General features: G+C 68.0%; 14 protein-coding genes and 2 pseudogenes. 7 read left to right on the top strand and 9 right to left on the bottom strand.

The features are described from left to right. Nucleotides 1-181 (bottom strand): annotated as a pseudogene (locus G3N99_RS17290) (MFS transporter); the annotation flags it as partial. 205 nt (nt 182-386) lie between these two features. Next, on the bottom strand, nt 387-2,567 hold the full coding sequence (locus G3N99_RS17285) for an ornithine decarboxylase (RefSeq protein WP_206123014.1): 2,181 nt from the start codon (nt 2,565-2,567) through the stop codon (nt 387-389). Nucleotides 2,568-2,670: 103 nt separating this feature from the next. Here G3N99_RS17285 and G3N99_RS17280 point away from each other — a divergent pair, with 103 nt between their 5' ends. From G3N99_RS17280 to potE, 3 genes are all read left to right on the top strand, one after another. Then, a complete protein-coding gene (locus G3N99_RS17280) occupies nt 2,671-2,877 on the top strand; it encodes a hypothetical protein (protein WP_174943662.1) in 207 nt (68 codons plus the stop codon). Between the two features lie 200 nt (nt 2,878-3,077). Continuing rightward, nucleotides 3,078-5,378 carry an Orn/Lys/Arg decarboxylase N-terminal domain-containing protein gene (locus G3N99_RS17275; RefSeq protein WP_174936124.1) on the top strand — a complete coding sequence of 767 codons (2,301 nt, stop codon included), beginning with the start codon at nt 3,078-3,080 and terminating at the stop codon, nt 5,376-5,378. A gap of 46 nt (nt 5,379-5,424) precedes the next feature. Continuing rightward, complete coding sequence (gene potE / locus G3N99_RS17270; RefSeq protein ID WP_206123013.1) at nt 5,425-6,810, top strand: putrescine-ornithine antiporter; 1,386 nt, start codon at nt 5,425-5,427, stop codon at nt 6,808-6,810. A gap of 21 nt (nt 6,811-6,831) precedes the next feature. Here the strand turns inward: potE and G3N99_RS17265 are convergent, their stop codons facing one another. Beyond that, the gene (locus G3N99_RS17265) at nt 6,832-7,740 is read right to left on the bottom strand and encodes a LysR family transcriptional regulator (protein ID WP_206123012.1); all 909 of its coding nucleotides are present in this window, start codon (nt 7,738-7,740) and stop codon (nt 6,832-6,834) included. Nucleotides 7,741-7,914: 174 nt separating this feature from the next. Here G3N99_RS17265 and G3N99_RS17260 point away from each other — a divergent pair, with 174 nt between their 5' ends. Next, the gene (locus G3N99_RS17260; RefSeq protein WP_206123011.1) at nt 7,915-8,499 is read left to right on the top strand and encodes a putative glycolipid-binding domain-containing protein; all 585 of its coding nucleotides are present in this window, start codon (nt 7,915-7,917) and stop codon (nt 8,497-8,499) included. Between the two features lie 39 nt (nt 8,500-8,538). Here G3N99_RS17260 and G3N99_RS17255 read toward each other — a convergent pair whose 3' ends face one another. Beyond that, the gene (locus G3N99_RS17255; protein ID WP_206123010.1) at nt 8,539-9,531 is read right to left on the bottom strand and encodes a sulfonate ABC transporter substrate-binding protein; all 993 of its coding nucleotides are present in this window, start codon (nt 9,529-9,531) and stop codon (nt 8,539-8,541) included. Nucleotides 9,532-9,944: 413 nt separating this feature from the next. After that, nucleotides 9,945-10,352: a DUF427 domain-containing protein gene (locus G3N99_RS17250; protein ID WP_206123009.1), complete on the bottom strand. Its 408-nt coding sequence runs from the start codon at nt 10,350-10,352 to the stop codon at nt 9,945-9,947. Between the two features lie 291 nt (nt 10,353-10,643). Between G3N99_RS17250 and G3N99_RS17245 the strand changes: the two genes are divergently transcribed. Then, the gene (locus G3N99_RS17245; protein ID WP_206123008.1) at nt 10,644-12,305 is read left to right on the top strand and encodes an ABC transporter substrate-binding protein; all 1,662 of its coding nucleotides are present in this window, start codon (nt 10,644-10,646) and stop codon (nt 12,303-12,305) included. A gap of 99 nt (nt 12,306-12,404) precedes the next feature. Here G3N99_RS17245 and G3N99_RS17240 read toward each other — a convergent pair whose 3' ends face one another. The 4 genes from G3N99_RS17240 to dacB all read right to left on the bottom strand — a co-directional run bounded on the left by G3N99_RS17240 (nt 12,405) and on the right by dacB (nt 17,118). Continuing rightward, nucleotides 12,405-13,352 (bottom strand): TauD/TfdA family dioxygenase, encoded by a 948-nt coding sequence (locus G3N99_RS17240; RefSeq protein ID WP_174936108.1) that lies wholly within the window; start codon nt 13,350-13,352, stop codon nt 12,405-12,407. Between the two features lie 158 nt (nt 13,353-13,510). Further along, entirely contained in the window at nt 13,511-14,464 is a 954-nt protein-coding gene (locus tag G3N99_RS17235) for a TauD/TfdA family dioxygenase (RefSeq protein WP_206123007.1), read from the bottom strand. Nucleotides 14,465-14,612: 148 nt separating this feature from the next. Next, entirely contained in the window at nt 14,613-15,458 is an 846-nt protein-coding gene (locus G3N99_RS17230; RefSeq protein WP_206123006.1) for an ABC transporter ATP-binding protein, read from the bottom strand. 40 nt (nt 15,459-15,498) lie between these two features. Further along, nucleotides 15,499-17,118 carry a D-alanyl-D-alanine carboxypeptidase/D-alanyl-D-alanine-endopeptidase gene (gene dacB, locus G3N99_RS17220; protein ID WP_241011697.1) on the bottom strand — a complete coding sequence of 540 codons (1,620 nt, stop codon included), beginning with the start codon at nt 17,116-17,118 and terminating at the stop codon, nt 15,499-15,501. A 186-nt stretch (nt 17,119-17,304) separates the two neighbouring features. Between dacB and G3N99_RS17215 the strand changes: the two genes are divergently transcribed. Together G3N99_RS17215 and G3N99_RS17210 are read left to right on the top strand one after the other, a co-directional pair. Next, nucleotides 17,305-17,967 carry a response regulator gene (locus G3N99_RS17215; RefSeq protein ID WP_039360640.1) on the top strand — a complete coding sequence of 221 codons (663 nt, stop codon included), beginning with the start codon at nt 17,305-17,307 and terminating at the stop codon, nt 17,965-17,967. 3 nt (nt 17,968-17,970) lie between these two features. Beyond that, a pseudogene (locus G3N99_RS17210) lies at nt 17,971-18,520 on the top strand (two-component sensor histidine kinase); the annotation flags it as partial.

Here is an 18,520-nt window from a genome sequence, read left to right as displayed (position 1 = left end):
AGGCTGCGGCGACGAGCGCGGCCAGCGCGAACACGGCGGAGAAGATCGTGGTGAGCTGGCCGGCGGCGGCGATCGAGACGTGCAGGCCGGCGGAAATGGCCGGCAGGATGCCGACGCAGATGTTTTCGGCGACGCCGGCCAGGAACACGGCGGCGGCCAGCAGGTAGATGCGAACGTCCAACGGAACCCCTCCTGTACGCGCGACGCGACAGCGCCGGGCAGGGGGCGGGGCCGCATCGGAACGAATCGACGGATGGGTTTCGAGGCGAGGCTTCGGTTATCCCGGAAAGCAGGACGGTACCGCACGGTCAGGCGGTGCGCAAGTGCGGACTCTTGCGCCCGCGCCTGCGCCGTGCGGTGGCCTCGAAGAAGGGCGGCGAGCCGGGTTACGCGTGTGACGCGTCGGTGCCGGTTGCCACGACGTAAGCCGAAGCCTGCTTCGTGCCGTCCGGCTGCGTTTGCAGATAGACGCCCTGGATTTCCGGCTCGAAACCCGGCAGCGCGTTGATCCCGGCTTCGAGCGCGCGGAAGTAGTCGAGCGCCGGGCCGCCCCACGCCTCGCCGGGCACCACGCAGAAGATGCCGGGCGGATAGGGCAACGCGCCTTCCGTTGCGATCCGGCCTTCGATGCGATCGAGCGTGACGAGCTCGACGTTGTTGCGAATCAGCTCGGCGTTCGCGGCCTGCGGCAGCATCGCCTGCTTCGGGAACTGCGCGCGCCGGAACATCAGCTTCTGCAGATGCTTCATGTCGTGGCTGCGGTAGAAGTCGTGCATCCGCTGGCACAGCTGCCGCAGGCGCATGTTGCCGTACAGCTCCGGATACGCTTCGCACAGCGACGGAATGGCTTCGCGCAGCGGCGTGTCCTGGTCGAGATGGCGTTCGAACTGCGCGAGGTGCGCGACCAGATGCTGCAGCTTGCCGAAGCTCTCCGACGGCGTGAGCAGGAACAGGATCGTGTACAGGTCGGCCTTCTCGGGCACGACACCGTGCTCGCGCAGGTAGCGCGCCAGGATCGGCGCCGGCGCGCCGAACGCCGCGTATTCGTGCGTGTCGCGATCGATGCCGGGCGTCGTCAGCAGCAGCTTGCACGGATCGACGAAATACTGGTTGTCCGCATAGCCTTCGAAGCCGTGCCACGTGTCGGCCGGGTGGAAGCGGAAGAAACGCAGGTCGTCGACGATCTGCTCGGTCGGGTAGTCGGCCCACGGGCGGCCGTCGATGTTCTGGGGAACGAACGGTCGGATCTGGCGGCAGGTCTTCAACAGCAGCTTGCGCGCATCGACGCCGTGCGCCACGCAGTCGCGCCACAGGCGCTTGCCGGCCGGGCCGGCATGCATCTGCGCGTTGACGTCGAGCGCGGCGAACATCGGATAGAACGGGCTCGTCGACGCATGGATCATGTACGCGTTGTTGAAGCGCCGGTGATCGCAGAAGCGCTTCTGGCCTTCGATGTGGCTGTCTTTCTTGTGAATCTGCGACGTCTGCGAGAAGCCGGCCTGCTGCTTGTGCACCGACTGCGTGACGAAGATGCCGGGATCGTCGGGGCCGAGCGTCAGCATCAGCGGCGAGCAGTCCTGCATCATCGGGATGAACTGCTCGTAGCCGACCCACGCCGAGTCGAACAGGATGTAGTCGCACAGATGCCCGATCCGGTCGACGATCTCGCGCGCGTTGTAGATCGTGCCGTCGTAGGTGCCGAGCTGGATCACCGCGAGGCGGAACGGCCGCGGCTGGTCGGCGCGATCCGGCGCGACGTCGCGGATCGCGTCGCGAATGCGCGCTTCGCCGAGCGCCGCGCTGTCGACGCCGCCGATGAGGCCCCACGCATTGCGTGCGGTTTCGAGGTAGACCGGTCGCGCGCCCGACAGCACGAGCGCGCCGAGGTGCACCGACTTGTGGTTGTTGCGGTCGAACAGCACGAGATCGTCGGGGGCGAGCAGCGCGCTCGTGACGACCTTGTTCGACGTCGACGTGCCGTTCAGCACGAAGTACGTCTTGTCCGCGTTGTAGATCCGCGCGGCATTGCGCTGCGCTTCCAGCGCGGGGCCTTCGTGGATCAGGAGATCGCCGAGCCGGACATCGGCGTTGCAGAGGTCGGCGCGAAAGATCGTCTCGCCGAAGAAGTCGAAGAACATCCGGCCGAGCGGGTGGTTCGAGAAGAACTGGCCGCCCTGGTGGCCGGGGCAGTCGAACTCGACGTAGCCGCGCTGCACGTATTCGCGCATCACCTTGAAGAACGGCGGCAGCAGGTTCTCGCTGTAGATGTCGGCGGCGGCGGAGATCTGCCGGCCATAGTAATGGCGTCCGCCGTGGCGGAGCTGGATCACGCCGCTCGCGCTCGGCAGGATCGACGGCGGCACTTCCTGGTCGGGCTCGACCGCGACGAAGAACGGAATCGCGAATCCGGTTCGTTCGACGGTTTTAAGCACCTGTTGCGCCGAATCGATTCCGACGACGATGGCCGCGATATTCGTGAAATCGGTCTGAAATACGTCGACCTGTTCGTGCGTGGTGAGGAAGGCACCAATCAGCGCCGGCTCGACTGCGATTTTCAACAGGCTCACGCGAACTCTCCCGTAAATGTGCGGAAAACGGGAGCCGCATTCGCACCACCGCGTAATCCGCGTAATCCGACACGCGCTGCAGCCGATTGAAACGCTCCCGCGAATGCTGAATGCCGAATGGCGCGCCGCACGAAGCAGCCTTGCGCGGCGCGGCGCAGCCGCCACCGGACAAGGCACGGCGCAGCCGATCGTAGCAACAAAACCGGGCGAATTCAATCGACCGCAATCGGCCGTCGGATTACCGGGCGAGAACGATCGAATAATCGGAAATCGGCGTGTTGCAATGCACATCAAAATGAACCGTTCGTGAAATGCGATTTGAAAACGGCTGGCCGTTTCGCCGAATCGTCTGCTTTTCATCAAATGGCATCTATGGCATAGTCGGCTCCGAATTGGATGGCGAATCAAACCGGATTTGCGAGCGTCTCACGCCGCCGCCCGTGGCCTGCTGTCCGCGTGCTCGTGAGACGCATTACCCCAACGAAGCATCGGAACAACGAGGGCAACAATATGAATACCTCCGTCGGTGGCATTCGTCGTCTCGGCATGCGCGCGCTTCTGGTCGACGACGAGATCACGCAGGAAACCGCGACCGGGCGTGCGGTCCGCACGCTGAGCGCGGAACTCGTGCAGCGCGACATCGACGTGCTCACGGCAACCTCGGCCGACGATGCGATCATGCTGATCCGTTCCGATCCGTCGATCCAGTGCGTGCTGCTCGACTGGGATCTCGGCGTGGACGGCCACGGGCCGTCCGAGGCCGTGGTCGACGCGATCCGGCATCGCAACGGCAACGTGCCGATCTTCCTGCTGGCCGACCGCAGCGTCGCGTCGACGGTGCCGTCCGCGGTGATGGGGCAGGTGGACGATTTCGTGTGGCTGCTCGAAGATACGGCCGACTTCATCGGCGGGCGCATCCACGCGGCGATCGAACGCTATCGCGCCACCGTGCTGCCGCCGATGTTCGGCGCGCTCGCGAAGTTCTCGCGCGTCTACGAATACTCATGGCATACGCCCGGCCACACGGGCGGCACGGGCTTCCTGAAATCGCCGGTCGGCCGCGCGTTCTTCGAATACTTCGGCGAAGCGCTGTTCCGTTCCGACCTGTCGATCTCGGTCGGCGAGCTCGGCTCGCTGCTCGACCACTCGGGCCCGATCGGCGAAAGCGAGCGCTATGCGGCACGCGTGTTCGGCGCGCATCGCACGTATCACGTGACGAACGGCTCGTCGACGTCGAACCGCATCATCCTGATGGCGAGCGTGAGCCGCGACCAGATCGCGCTGTGCGACCGCAACTGCCACAAGTCGGCCGAGCATGCGATGACGATGTCGGGCGCGATTCCGACCTACCTCGTGCCGACGCGCAACCGCTACGGGATCATCGGGCCGATCGCGTCGGAGCGCCTCACGCAGGCGGCGATCCGCGAGGCGATCACGTCGAACCCGCTCACGGCCGGGCTCGCCGACCGCCAGCCGAAGCATGCGATCGTCACCAACTCGACGTACGACGGCCTGTGCTACAACGTCGCGCGCGTCGAGGAACTGCTCGGCGCGAGCGTCGACCGGCTGCATTTCGATGAAGCCTGGTACGGCTACGCACGTTTCAACCCGATCTACCGCGATCGCCACGCGATGCACGGCGACCCGCGCGACCATCATGCGGATCGCCCGACGGTGTTCGCGACGCAGTCGACGCACAAGCTGCTGACCGCGCTGTCGCAGGCGTCGTACATCCACGTGCGCGACGGCCGCAACCCGATTCCGCATGGCCAGTTCAACGAAACATTCATGATGCACGCGTCGACGTCGCCGAACTACGCGATCATCGCGTCGAACGACGTCGCGGCCGCGATGATGGACGGCCCCGGCGGCGCGGCACTCACGCACGAGTCGATCGAGGAGGCTGTCGCATTCCGGCAGATGATCGCGCGGATGAACAGCGAGTTCGGCGCGAAAGGCGACTGGTTCTTCGAATGCTGGCAGCCCGACACCGTGCTCGAGACGCGCACCGGCCGCACGCTGCCGTTCCACGATGCGCCGCCCGAGCTGCTCGCGAGCGACCCGTCGTGCTGGGTGCTGCGCCCCGGCGCGCAATGGCACGGCTTCGGCAATATCGAAGACGGCTACTGCATGCTCGATCCGATCAAGGTGTCGATCGTCACGCCGGGCGTCGCGCCGGCCGGCGGGCTGATGCCGGTCGGCATTCCGGCGAGCGTCGTGACCGCGTATCTCGATGCGCGCGGGATCGTCGTCGAGAAAACCACCGACTTCACGATCCTGTTCCTGTTCTCGATCGGCATCACGAAGGGCAAGTGGGGCTCGCTCGTCAGCGCGCTGTGCGACTTCAAGCGCGACTACGACGCGAACCTGCCGCTCGACATGGCGATTCCGTCACTCGTGAAGGAGCACGGCTCGCGCTATGCGGGCATGGGGCTGAAGGACCTGGCCGACACGATGTTCGCGGCGATGGAGCAGCTCGGTACGACGCGGCTGATGTCGGAAGCCTTTTCGATCCTGCCGAAGCCGGACATGAGCCCGGTGCGGGCGTACGAGCATCTGGTGCAGGGCCGGGTCGAGCAGGTCACGCTCGAGGAGCTGGCCGGGCGCACGGTCGCCACCGGCGTCGTGCCGTACCCGCCGGGCATTCCGCTGCTGATGCCGGGCGAGAACGCGGGGCCGGCGGGCGGCCCGGTGCTCGGCTACCTGAAGGCGCTCGAAGCGTACGACCGGCGCTTCCCGGGCTTCGCGCACGACACGCACGGCGTGGAAGTCGAGGACGGCACGTACCGCGTGTATTGCCTGACGGCCTGAACGAGCGACCGGCCGCGCGGCGGCCTCACATCGAAGGATCGACATCATGGAAAACGCAGCGCGCATGTCCGACGCGGCCCCCGCGGCCGCGCCGAAGAACCGGATGAACGTCTGGCAGCTCACCATCCTCACGGCGGTCAACATGATGGGCTCCGGCATCATCCTGCTGCCGTCGAAACTCGCGCAGGTCGGCACGATCTCGCTGCTGTCGTGGATCGTCACGGCCGGCGGCTCGCTCGCACTGGCCTACGCGTTCGCACGCTGCGGGATGCTGAGTCGCAAGCCGGGCGGGATGGGCGGCTACGCGGAATACGCGTTCGGCAAGGCCGGCAACTACATGGCGAACTACACGTACGGGCTGTCGCTGGTGATCGCCAACGTCGCGATCGGCGTCACGGCCGTTGGCTACGGCACCGTGCTGTTCGACGCGACGCTGTCGCCGCTGCAGACCGGCCTGTGGACGATCTTCCTGCTCGTGCTGACGACGGTCGCGAACTTCGGCGGCTCGCGCATCACCGGCCGGATCGGCGCGGTGACGGTGTGGGGCGTGATCATTCCGGTCGTCGTCGTGTCGCTGATCGGCTGGTTCTGGTTCAGCGGCGCGACCTGGGGCGCCGCGTGGAACCCGAACCACATCCCGTTCGGGCCGGCCGTGGGCAGCTCGATCGCGGTGACGCTGTGGGCGTTCCTCGGGCTCGAATCGGCGTGCGCGAACTCGGACGCCGTCGAGAATCCGGAGCGCAACGTGCCGATCGCCGTGCTTGGCGGCACGATCGCGTCGGCGATCTTCTACATCGTGTCGACCAACGTGATCGCGGGGGTCGTGCCCAACGCGATCCTTGCGAAGTCGAACGCGCCGTTCGGCATCGCGTTCGCGACGATGTTCACGCCGACGGTCGGCACGATCGTCACCGCGCTGATGGTGATCGCGTGCATCGGCTCGCTGCTCGGCTGGCAGTTCACGGTCGCGCAGGTGTTCAAGAGTTCGGCGGACGTCGGCTACTTCCTGCCGGTGTTCGCCCGTGCGACGCGCACCGGCACGCCGATCGTCGGGATGGTGATCCTGCTGGTCGCGCAGGTCGCGCTGGCGCTGATGACGATCAGCCCGGAACTGAGCAGCCAGTTCCAGAAGATCGTCGATCTCGCGGTCGTCACGAACCTCGTACCGTACGTGATGTCGATGGCCGCACTGATCACGATCCAGAAGGTTGCGAAGGTGCCGCCGGCGAAGGCGCTGCTGACCAACGCGATCGCGATGGTGGCCACCGCGTACAGCTTCTATGCGCTGTTCAGCTCGGGCGAGCAGGCGCTGATGCTCGGCGGCCTGTGCGTGTTCCTCGGCTGGACGCTGTTCGGCTTCGTCAGCGCGCGCTTCTACCAGATGGAAGTCGACGCCCATGTGAAGGAGCCGGGGAAGTCGCTGCAGGCGTGACCGGGGCGGCGGTCGCGGCCGTCATCGGGCAGGGCGGGCCAGCAGTGGCGGGAGGTCCTGCTTCAGCAGGTCGACGACGGCCTGCACGCGCGGCGGCAGCGGCCGCTGTGCGTGCACGAGCACGTTGAGCGCGAAGTCGGGAATCATGTACCGCGGCAGGAGCTCGACGAGCGTGCCGGCCGCGAGCGCCTCGGCGCAGGCCGGCCGCTGGACCACGCCGATGCCGCCGCCGGCCACGATCGTGTCGAACATCGGGCGCCAGTGGCTCGTCGTCATGATCGTGCGGATGCGTGCGTATTCGAGCGTGTCGCCGTCGCGCTGCAGCGGCAGGCGATCGCTGGCGAACACACCTTTCACGCGGATGAACGGATGGTTCGCGAGATCGGCCGCCGTGTCGATCGGGCCATGCCGCTCGAGATACGACGGCGCGGCGACGAGCCGGCGGCCGACCGCGCCGACTGGATGCGCGACGAACCCGCCGTCGCCGAGCTGTCCGACTCGGATCGAGATGTCGACGCCTTCCGTGACCGGATCGACGATGTCGTCGTTCAGGATCAGATCGATGTGCAGGTTCGGATACGCGGTGCGGACATGCATCAGCACGCCGGGCAGCACGACCTCGCCGACGCATTGCGGCGCCGCGAGCCGGATCGTGCCGTCGAGCGCGTTTTCCCTCTTCGACACCGATGCGACCGCGTCGTCGGCTGCTTCGAGCAGTGCCTTGCTGCGTTCGTAGAAGATCCGGCCTTCTTCCGTGCACGCGAGGGTGCGCGCGCTGCGCAACAGGAGCCGGGTGCCGAGATGCTTCTCGAGTCGCTCGATGCGCTCGCTGACGGCCGGCTGGCCCATGTCGAGATCCCGCGCCGCGCCGGACATCGTGCCGCGCTCGACGACCCTGACGTAGATGCGCATCGTCGCCAGCAAATCCATGAAGTCGCGCCCCCTGTCCTGTTCCGGTTGATGCCGATCGACGGATGGTATCAAAGCAGGGCTGCCCGAAGGTGCACGGCGAACCGATACTGACCATCGGTTGGCGAAGCCGCGTGTGTTCGCCAGTGCGATCGACGACAATCGGCTTCCGCGCGATCGAATGGAGACGATGACATGACGCAACAGGATGAAGCGGTGCGCACGCGCTGCGTCGCATGGCAGATCGTGCAGACGTGGCAGGCGGCCGAATGGTGCAGGCTCGTCGAGTCGCGAACGGGAATCGACTTGTCCGGTTCGGTGTCGGGGGCGATCGACGGCTCGCCGTTTCGCATCGATTACGCGATCGCATGCGGCGCCGACTGGCTCACGCGCTCGGCACGCATCACGCAGTGCGTTGGTATGCAGCCGCCGCGGCAGTGGGATATCAGCGGCGACGCAGGGCGGTGGACGATCGATGGCGTCGACGTACCGGTGCTCGCGGGCGCGACCGACCTCGATCTCGGTTTCAGCCCGTCGACGAATACGCTGCCGATCCGGCGGCTCGCGCTGGCCGTCGGCGAGGCGGCCGTGATCCATACCGCGTGGCTGCGCTTCCCGGATTTCGAGTTCGTGCGCGGCGAGCAGCGCTATACGCGTACGGCGGAGCGCGTGTACCGCTACGAAAGCGGCACGTATGCGGCCGATATCGCGGTCGACGAAGCGGGCCTGGTCACCGACTACGACGAATGGCGGCGCATCGGCGCGGCACCCGCGCGCTGATTCACGCGTATCGCGCCGTGCTTCGGTAGCGGCGGCGCGTCAGCGTGCGCTCGCGACCGACAGCTTGCCCGGAATCAGCTTCAGCGTGCTGAACGTATCGGCGATGGTCTGCTGATACGCGAGCGTCGCGTCGCCGATCGGCTGCACGCCGTAACCGGCGCGCTTGAGCGCGACTTCGAGCGTCGGCGCGTCGAGGCCGACGAGCGGCGACAGTTGCGTGGCGACGTCGCTCACATGGTCGCGCGCCCAGCGATCGACCGCGTCGACTTCGTCGAGCAGCGCGCGCAGCACCTGCGGGTGAGCGGCCGCGTATTTGCGCGCCGCGAGGTAGTACTGCGTATTGCGCACGAGCCCTTCGCCGTTCGCGATCACGCGCGCGCCGATCTGCCGCTCGGCGGCGGCCAGGTACGGATCCCAGATCACCCACGCATCGACATTGCGCTGCACGAACGCGGCGCGCGCGTCGGCGGGCGTCAGGTAGATCGGCTGGATGTCGGCATACGTGAGGCCCGCATGTTCGAGCGCCTTCACGAGCAGGAAGTGGACGTTCGAACCCTTGTTGAACGCGACCTTCTTGCCGCGCAGCTGCGCGACGTTGCGGATCGGCGAATCGGGCAGCACGACGATCGCCTCGCCCTGCGGCGCGGGCGGCTCGTTGCCGATGTAGACGAAATCGACGCCGCCCGCCTGCGCGAAGATCGGCGGCGTCTCGCCGACCGTGCCGACGTCGATCGCGCCGGCGTTCAGGCCCTCGAGCAATTGCGGGCCGGCCGGAAATTCGAGCCATTGCACGGTGACGCCCTGGCTCGCGAGCCGCTTCTCCAGCGTGCCGCGGGCCTTGAGCACGACGAAGTTGCCGTATTTCTGGAAACCGACGCGCAGTCGCGTGCCGCTGTCCTGCGCGTGTGCAGGCAGGCCCGCGAGCGGGCCGAGCGCGAGCCCGGCCAGCCCGGCGGCCGCGCCTTGCAGCCACTGGCGGCGATGCGGGTTCGCCGGTGTCGGTTCAACGTCTGCGTGCGGTGTGTCGTTCATCGAGGCGTCCTGCGTGCGGGTTCACGGGCCGCGCGGAAAGCCGTCGCGGTCGGCGCAGGGCGGGGCCCGATGCGGGCGATGCGCGCCACGGGCCGGCCCGCGCCGGATTCAGGACGATACGGCCGCGTGGGCCGGCGGCCAACCAACGAATCCGCATATGCAAATCAGCGAGCAGGCTCGGTGGTGTTGGTCGGGCCGGTGATCAGCGGAAGAATCTGCCGGAACCCGCCGGAACCAGCCGGAGCACGTCAGGGCACGTCAGAGCACGCCGACACGCCGACACGCCGACACGCCGACACGCCGACACGCCGACACGCCAGCACGACAGCACGACAGCACACCTGGCCGCGTCGGCGAAATCGCGACTTGGCACGCGTCGCCGCCCGGCATTCGACGAGCGGCTACCGCGATCCTCAATCGGAGCCGGCCGGGCTTTCCTCGATCGAATCGACGCGATCCGGATAGAACGCGAGGTGCCCGCGGATCGCATCGACGGCCGGATACGGCACCTCGTAGGTCCAGACGGCATTGACCGCGCGTTCGCCGCCGGCCGGAATCGAGTAGTAGGCGGCGTCGCCCTTGTACGGGCAGTACGTCGCGTGGTCGGTGCGTTGCAGCAGCGTCAGGTCGGTGTCTTCGCGCGGGATGTAGAGCACGGCCGGGTAAGCGGCTTCGCGCAGCGCCAGCGCGCGGCGCGTATCCGCGACGACCTTGCCGGCCGCCTTCACCACGACGCGCCGCGGGTGCGGTTCGACCGTGATCGGGTGATCGGGGCCCGGCGTCTTCACGGGGCGAGCGGACGTATCGGAGCTGACAGGCATCGTGTGTCCTCCTGGAATCGGCGGCGCGGCGGCGCCGGGCGGATCCCGGTGCGTCCATGCCGACGTTGGCCAGCCGATACGATGCGCCATTTCGGGCGAGTCTGCAGGGGGCCGGAAGACGGCGGCGCGAGACGGCCGCCCGGCGCTCGCGTGGACGTTTTCATGCACGGGCAGCGGGATGCATCCACGACGATAAGCAACGCGAAATTAATTGGTAAGCGATCGGCGGGCGGCGCGCGAAGATCGGCCGTCGTCATTTGCATGACAGCCCTCTCTCCTGTCTCCGCCACCATGAAGAACGCTTTCGTTTCGTCAGCTGCGCGTCGTGCGCGTAGCGCACCCCGTGCCGCTGCCGCCCTGCGCTGCATTGCGGCGTCGCTGCTGCTTGCCGGCGCGGCCACGCACGCGCTGGCCGCGCCGTCCGGCAAGACGCTCGTGTATTGCACCGAAGGCAGCCCGGCCGGCTTCGATCCGGGCCAGCACACGACGAGCACCGATTTCGACGCGAGCACGTACCCGATCTACAACGGGCTCGTGCAGTTCAAGCGCGGCACGCTCGATCTCGAGCCGGCGCTCGCGACGAGCTGGGATGTGTCGCCCGACCAGCGCACGATCACGTTCCACCTGCGGCGCGACGTGAAATTCCAGACCACCGCGTGGTTCAAGCCGACGCGGCCGTTCCAGGCCGACGACGTCGTCTTCACGTTCCGCCGGATGCTCGATCCCGACGATCCGTTCCGCAAGGCCTATCCGGTCAGCTTCCCGTATTTCAGCGACCTCGGCTTCGACCGCAACGTCGAGCGCATCGACAAGGTCGACGACTACACGGTGCGCTTCGTGCTGAAGACGCCCGACGTCGTGTTCGTGCGCAATCTCGCGATGGCGTTCGCGTCGATCCTGTCGGCCGAGTATGCGTCGCAGCTCGCGGCGCGCCATCGCGAGGCCGACATCAACCAGTTCCCGGTCGGCACGGGGCCGTTCCTGTTGCGCACGTACCAGAAGGACGCGCTGATCCGCTACGACGCGAATCCCGACTACTGGAAGCCGGACGACGTGAAGCTTTCCCGCCTCGTGTTCGCGATCACGCCCGATCCGGCGGCGCGCCTGCAGAAGCTGGTGGCCGGCGAGTGCCAGGTATCGGCGTTCCCGAGACCGGCGGACCTCGACACGGTGCGGCGCGACCCGAAGCTGACGCTGTTCTCGGGGATGGGCTTCAACGTCGGCTTCGTCGCGTACAACACGCAGCATGCGCCGCTCGATCGCGTCGACGTGCGGCGCGCGCTCGACATCGCGATCGACAAGTCGGCGATCGTGAAGACCGTGTTCAACGGCGACGCGAAGATCGCGACGAACCCGATGCCGCCCGCGCAATGGTCTTATAACCCGCGCCTGAAGGATGCGCCGCGCGACCCGGCGGCCGCGAAGGCGCTGCTCGCGCAGGCCGGGTTCCCGAACGGCTTCGACCTGACGCTGTGGGCGATGCCCGTGCAGCGTCCGTACAACCCGAATGCGCAGTTGATGGCGCAACTGATCCAGCAGGACTGGGCGAGGATCGGCGTGCGCGCGAAGATCGTCAGCTACGAATGGGGCGAATACAACCGCCGCGCGAAGCACGACGGGCAGCACGACGCGATCCTGTACGGCTGGTCGGGCGACAACGGCGACCCCGACAACTGGCTCGGCACGCTGCTCGGCTGCGACGCGGTGCACGGCAGCAATCTCGCGAAGTGGTGCAACCAGGATTTCGAGAAGCTGGTGGACGCGGCGCGCTCCAATGGGGACGTCGCGAAGCGCACGGCGCTGTACGAACAGGCGCAGGTCGTGTTCAAGGACCAGGTGCCGTTCACGCCGATCGCGACGTCGATCGTGTCGCTGCCCGTGTCCAAGCGCGTGCACGGGCTGACGTTCTCGCCGCTGGGCGGGCATCGTTTCGACGGGGTCTGGCTGGATTGACGGGGGAGCCGCGCGGGCGGTGCTTTGGTCCGCGCGGTGTGACGGCACGAAGGGCCGGCGCGATGCAGTACGCGCCGGCTGCCGTCAGGTCTGGTCGGTTCAGTTGAGCGCGACCGCTGCCGCCGCTTCGACCGGCGAGCCTTCGAGCGCGACCGACGGCCGGCCGTCGGGGCCGACCGGCACGTCGCCGATGAGCGTCGTGCGATACAGCTGGCGATCGAAGTCGAGATCGAAGATGTCGACGGGCGCGAGGTGGGCGGTCGCGCGGTTGTCCCAGAACGCGATGCTGCGCGGTTCCCACTTGAAGCGGATCGTGAATTCCGGCCGCGTCACGTGTTCCCACAGCAGTTCGAGCAGTGCCTGGCTCTCGCGCGGCGTTAGCCCGACGATCGATTTCAGGAAGCTCGGGCTCACGTACAGCGCGCGTTCACCGGTCTCCGGATGCACGCGCACGAGCGGATGCTCGGTGACGAGCGGGCGGCGTTCGACCGCCTCGTCGAACGCGCCGGTCGCGCGCGCACCGGCCGGCGGCGTGAAGCGATGAAGGCCGCGCAGCCCGTCGACGAAGCCGCGCAGCGGCGCGGACAGCGTTTCGTACGCCCGCACGAGGTTCGTCCAGTGCGTGTCGCCGCCGTACGGCGGGATCGTGACGCCGCGCAGGATCGACGCCCACGGCGGGTTCACGGCGGCCGTCACGTCGGTGTGCCAGCCGGTCCACGGGCGGCGCACCGGTTCGCCTTCGAAGCGCGTTGCCTTGCGGTGCTTCGCGATCGAGTAGACGGCCGGATGCCCGTCGACGTGCCCGAACACCGGGTGGCCGACCGTCGGCTCGCCGAACTGCGCGGAGAACGCGACGTGCTGCTCGTGCGTGAGGAATTGTTCGCGGAAGAAGATGACGCGCCATTTCAGCAGCGCGGCGCGGATCGCCGAGATCTGCGGTGTGGTCAACGGTTGCGTGAGGTCGACGCCGCGAATTTCCGCGCCGATATGGGCGGACAGCGGGATCACGTCGACCGGCTGGGCGGCGGGTTCGAGTAGGGCGCTCATGCGACGCTCCTGGCGGAAGTGGATGGGGCGGAGGGCCGACATCGTTGCGAGCGCGCGCGTCGGTCCGGTGGCGGGAAGTGCATGGTCGGTGTCCGGTAGCGGAAAGCAGGGCAGGCGCGGCGGCGCGCACGGAGCGCCGCCGCCGCGAGACGCGGGCGTTATTGCAGCGTCGCGCCCGGCCCCTTCAGCACGACGCTCTGGCGGCCGTCGATGCCGACCGGCACGTCGCCGTGCACGGTCGCGCGGCGCACGACGCGGCGCGCATCGCCGTAGTCGTTGATCGCATAGTGCTGCGTCGCGCGGTTGTCCCAGATCGCGACGTCGCCTTCCTGCCAGTTCCAGCGCACGGTGTTCTCGAGGCGCGTCACGTGTTCGTGGAACACCTGCAGCAGGTGTGCGGAATCCTGCGCCGACAGCCCCTTGAGCCGCTGCACGAAATGCCCGAGCACGAGCGTGCGTTCGCCGGTTTGCGGATGGACGCGCACCACCGGGTGCTCGGTTTCGTAGACGGTCGACGTGAACACTTCGCGGTAGCGCTTCAGTTGCGTATCGTCGGCATGCACGTGCGTCGACGCGTAGTCGTATGCGTTGGTATGCAGCGCCCACAGCGTGTCGGCGAGCGCGCGCAGCGGGTCGGGCAGGTTCGTGTACGCGGCGGCCGTGTTGGCCCACACGGTGTCGCCGCCGAACGGCGGAATCACCACCGCGCGCAGGATCGAGATCTTCGGGTACGCATCGACGAAGGTCACGTCGGTGTGCCACGAATTGGCGCGCGCGCCGTGCGCGGAATCGAGTTCGAGCAGGTGCGCGCTGCCGTCGACGGACGGCACGGTCGGGTGCGCGACGGTGGTGCCGAAGCGACGTGCGAACGCTTCCTGCGCGGTGTCGTCGAGATGATGCTGGCCACGGAAGAACAGCACCTTGTGGCGCAGCAGCGCGGCCTGGATCGCGTCGAACGTCGCGTCGTCGAGCGTGCCCGACAGCCGCACGCCGGCGATCTCGGCGCCGATCCGGCCGGCGACCTGGCGAAGCTGGAGCGGGGCGGCGGCCGTGCGCGGCGCGGCGTGCGAAGCATGCGAAGACGGGTGAGCGGCGTGCTGGACTTCGGACATCGGGAGTCTCCTGGAGTCGGGTCGGTCGAGTCTCCATTCAAGCAGGGACCGCGCGCAACCGGAACCGATGAATCGTCACAACCTTAGCGTGTGCGCAGCGATGATCGATATGCGTCGTCATGCTGAGCGATTCGGCGTGTCGTGCGTGCTACCAGGCCAGCCGCCATTCGCCGATCCGGTGCGGGCGCGGCGTGTCGATGCGCTGGCCGCCCGGGCGATCGTCGCCCGGTGGTTCGCTGTGGTAGAAATCGGCGAGCACGGTGTCGCGCAACCGCGCGAATTCCGGCGAATCGCGCCGGCGCGGGCGGGGCAGCGCGACATCGACGATGCGTTCGATGCGGCCCGGGCGCGGCGCCATCGTCACGACGCGGTCGCCGAGATACACGGCTTCGTCGACGTCGTGCGTGACGAGGATCATCGTGATGCGCTCCTGTTCCCAGATGCGCAGCAGCTCGTTCTGCATCCGCGCACGCGTCTGCGCGTCGAGCGCGCCGAACGGCTCGTCGAGCAGCAGCACGCGCGGGCGGTTCACGAGGCCGCGCGCGATCGCGACGCGCTGCGCCATCCCGCCCGACAGCTGGTTCGGATACGCGTGCTCGAAGCCGTTCAGCCCGACGAGCGCGATGTGATCGGCGACCGCGCGCCGCTTCGCGGCCGCGTCGAGCGGGGCGTTGCGCAGCGCGGCCTCGATGTTCTGCGCGACGGTCAGCCACGGGAACAGCCGGTGATCCTGGAACACGATCCCGCGCTGCAGCGACGTGTCGCGCACGCGCTCGGCGCCGGCCCGGATCTCGCCCGCGTAGTCGGCGTCGAGCCCGGCGATCAGCCGCAGCAGCGTCGACTTGCCGCAACCGCTTGCACCGACGATCGTGACGAATTCGCCGGCGCGCACGTGCAGCGACACGTCGTCGAGTACGGCGAGCGTGGCGCCGCGTTGCGCGTAGTGCTTGCTCACGTGGAGGATGTCGAGCGAATCGGAGGCGAGGGTCGTCATGGCGGTGCGAGGAAGTGTGTGGCGAGGAAGGAAGAGGCGATCAGCGCGTCAGGTCGCCGCGCCGGGCCAGCACCTTGCGCTCGATCGCACGCGCGATCGCGTTCAGCGCCCAGCCCGTTATGCCGACGACGATGATCCCGAACAGCACGAGATCCATCCGGAACTGCTCGCTGCCGTCGATCAGCGTGTTGCCGATCCCGCTGCCGGCGACCAGCAGGTATTCGGCGCCGAGCGTCGCGAGCCACGAATAGATCAGGCCGAGATACAGCCCGGTGAAGATCGACGGCAGCGCGGCCGGCAGGATCACGTAGCGCACGAGCTGGAGCCGCGAGTAGCGCAGCGCGCGGGCGACGTCGACATACGCGCGCGGCACCGCATGAATGCCGTCGCAGGTGTGCGCGGCGACGGGCAGCAGCGCGGCGAGCGACAGCGCGCTCACGTGCTCTTCGCGCGACAGGCCCGAGCCGTTTTCGAGCACGAGGTCGGGCATTGCGATGCCGTTCTTCTGCAGGAACGCCTGGATCACGCGGCTCGACTGCTCGGGCGTCGCGGGCGGCTTGCCGCTGACCGCGCCGATCGTCAGGAACAGGTTGCGCGCCATCACGTTGTTGCTGAACTTGTTGATGTCGTAGACGATGCTGCCGAGCACCGGGCTGTGATGCACGGCGAGGGGCCGCGCGGTGGTCGGCACCTTGCCTTCGCTCACCGGCCCCGCGATCGTGCCGCCGTCCTGCTGCCACAGCGCGAGGAAGCCGCGTGCGAAGAACGTCGTGTGATCGAGGATCGCGAGGTTGGTCGTGTGCGCGCCGCAGCGCAGCGGGTAGTCGCCCGCGAACGATGCGGTCATGATCCCGCTGCCGGCCGTCAGCGTCGGACGCGCGGCCGCGGCGGCCGCGCTGCACGAGCCCGAGCCTTCGACCAGCTGGTTGTCGATCGACAGGTCCGCGAGCGGCGGCAGCACGTCGACGGCCACCTTGCCGTCGTCGCCCGGCGTGACGGTGAACGACACGGCCTTGAACGCGTACAGCAGCGGATCGGGGCCGACGTTGTACGGCGCGCTCGCGTCGTCGTCGAACGAAGGGAGATCGCGTGTCGAGGTCGCGAAGTAGCTCTTGTCGAGCACGAGGCCGCCGGCCACGCGCTTGACGCCGGCCTTGCGGAGCTTGTCGACGAGGTCGATCAGCTCTTCGGGCACGAGCTTCGGATCGCCGGTACCCTTGATGTACAGGTTGCCCTGCAGCGTGCCGTCGGGGTCGATCGTGCCGTCCGTGTAGGCGGTCGTGCGCCAGCGGTAGTCGGGGCCGAGGATCGACAGGCCCGAGAAGGTCGTCACGAGCTTCATCGTCGACGCGGGCATCATCGGCCGGCTCGCATTCCACGCGATCAGCGGTTCCGGATCGCCGACGCGCTCGACGACGACGCTCATCGCCGACGCCGGCACCTTCGCGCGCTGCAGCGCGACGAGTACGGACGCCGGCAGGCCGGCCGCGCGTGCGGCGGGCGACACGACGGTGGTCTTGCGCGCTTCCTTGTGGGATTTCTTGCGGGCCTGCGCGGACGGTGCGAAGGCGAGGGCGGTGCAGGTGGCGACGATGGCGGCCGCCCGCAGGCAGACGCGGGCGCGGGGGGCGAACCGGGTGGAAAGATCGGAAATCGGCATGAGCGAATACGGGAGAAGCACGACGTTCGGGCAGGGCGCGCGCGGCGCCAAAGCGCACATTGTAGAGACAAGTCCGGACAGCCCCCTTGCAATCCGCCTTTCTGTTGCATTGCATGGTGCCGCGCGCCCGGTTCGCGGCGCTACAATGGTCGGCGTGTTTGACTCGCCCCATGGATGCCTGTCCCGATGCGGATTCTGCTTGTCGAAGATGATCGAATGATTGCCGAAGGCGTGCGCAAGGCGCTGCGCTCGGACGGCTTTGCGGTCGACTGGGTGCAGGACGGCGACGCCGCGCTGACGGCGCTCGGCGGCGAGACGTACGACCTGCTGCTGCTCGACCTCGGCCTGCCGAAGCGCGACGGCATCGACGTGCTGCGCACGCTGCGCGCACGCGGGCTGGCGCTGCCGGTGCTGATCGTCACTGCGCGCGACGCGGTGGCCGATCGCGTGAAGGGGCTCGACGCGGGCGCCGACGACTACCTCGTCAAACCGTTCGACCTCGACGAACTCGGTGCGCGGATGCGTGCGCTGATCCGCCGCCAGGCCGGACGCAGCGAATCGCTGATCCGCCACGGCGCGCTGACACTCGACCCCGCTTCGCACCAGGTGACGCTCGACGGCGTGCCCGTCGCGCTGTCCGCGCGCGAGTTCGCGCTGCTCGAGGCGCTGCTCGCGCGGCCCGGCGCGGTGCTGTCGAAAAGCCAGCTCGAGGAAAAGATGTACGGCTGGGGCGAGGAGATCGGCAGCAACACGGTCGAGGTCTACATCCACGCGCTGCGCAAGAAGCTCGGCTCGGACCTGATCCGCAACGTGCGCGGGCTCGGCTACATGGTCGTCAAGGAAAGCTGACGCGTGAGGTCGATTCGTCATCAATTGCTGATCTGGCTGCTCGCGATCGTCGTCGCGGGCGTGGGTATCGCGGGCTGGCTCATCTACCGGCAGGCACTTGCCGAAGCGAACGAACTGTTCGACTACCAGTTGCAGGAAATCGCGGCGGCCTTGCCGTCCGAGCCGTTCTCGCAGGTGTTCGGCTCGCGCACCAACGGCGACGAAGGCATCGTGATCCAGATCTGGAACCGCAACGGCGTGCTGATGTACTTCTCGCATCCGCGTGCGCCGATCGCGCCGCGTGCGGAGCTCGGCTTCTCGACCGAACGCACCGATCGCGGCGAATGGCGCGTGTACGGCGCGATCGTCGGCGACAACGTCGTGCAGCTCGCGCAGCCGCTGTCGGTGCGCAACCGGCTCGCGGCGAACGTCGCGCTGCGCACGCTGTGGCCGCTGATCGTGCTGCTGCCGTTCCTCGGCGCGGCCGTGTGGGTGATCGTCGGGCGCGGGCTCGCGCCGCTCGGCCGCGTGACGCGCGCGGTCGAGGCGCGCCGGCCGGAAGCGCTCGATCCGC

It is taken from the genome of Burkholderia sp. Ac-20392 (assembly GCF_017104585.1).
Classification (GTDB): Bacteria; Pseudomonadota; Gammaproteobacteria; order Burkholderiales; family Burkholderiaceae; genus Burkholderia; species Burkholderia lata.
The sequence above is the reverse complement of the archived record's forward strand: the minus strand, read 5'-3'. Positions and strand labels throughout refer to the sequence as shown.

Bases quoted from the DNA above. Each gene is read 5' to 3' on its own strand.
- G3N99_RS17250 (WP_206123009.1), bottom strand. From the start codon at position 10,352: ATGCCTGTCAGCTCCGATACGTCCGCTCGCCCCGTGAAGACGCCGGGC.
- G3N99_RS17230 (WP_206123006.1), bottom strand. From the start codon at position 15,458: ATGACGACCCTCGCCTCCGATTCGCTCGACATCCTCCACGTGAGCAAG.
- G3N99_RS17260 (WP_206123011.1), top strand. From the start codon at position 7,915: ATGACGCAACAGGATGAAGCGGTGCGCACGCGCTGCGTCGCATGGCAG.
- G3N99_RS17215 (WP_039360640.1), top strand. From the start codon at position 17,305: ATGCGGATTCTGCTTGTCGAAGATGATCGAATGATTGCCGAAGGCGTG.
- G3N99_RS17240 (WP_174936108.1), bottom strand. From the start codon at position 13,352: ATGAGCGCCCTACTCGAACCCGCCGCCCAGCCGGTCGACGTGATCCCG.
- G3N99_RS17280 (WP_174943662.1), top strand. From the start codon at position 2,671: ATGCTGAATGCCGAATGGCGCGCCGCACGAAGCAGCCTTGCGCGGCGC.
- dacB (WP_241011697.1), bottom strand. From the start codon at position 17,118: ATGCCGATTTCCGATCTTTCCACCCGGTTCGCCCCCCGCGCCCGCGTC.
- potE (WP_206123013.1), top strand. From the start codon at position 5,425: ATGGAAAACGCAGCGCGCATGTCCGACGCGGCCCCCGCGGCCGCGCCG.
- G3N99_RS17255 (WP_206123010.1), bottom strand. From the start codon at position 9,531: ATGAACGACACACCGCACGCAGACGTTGAACCGACACCGGCGAACCCG.
- G3N99_RS17275 (WP_174936124.1), top strand. From the start codon at position 3,078: ATGAATACCTCCGTCGGTGGCATTCGTCGTCTCGGCATGCGCGCGCTT.
- G3N99_RS17265 (WP_206123012.1), bottom strand. From the start codon at position 7,740: ATGGATTTGCTGGCGACGATGCGCATCTACGTCAGGGTCGTCGAGCGC.
- G3N99_RS17245 (WP_206123008.1), top strand. From the start codon at position 10,644: ATGAAGAACGCTTTCGTTTCGTCAGCTGCGCGTCGTGCGCGTAGCGCA.
- G3N99_RS17235 (WP_206123007.1), bottom strand. From the start codon at position 14,464: ATGTCCGAAGTCCAGCACGCCGCTCACCCGTCTTCGCATGCTTCGCAC.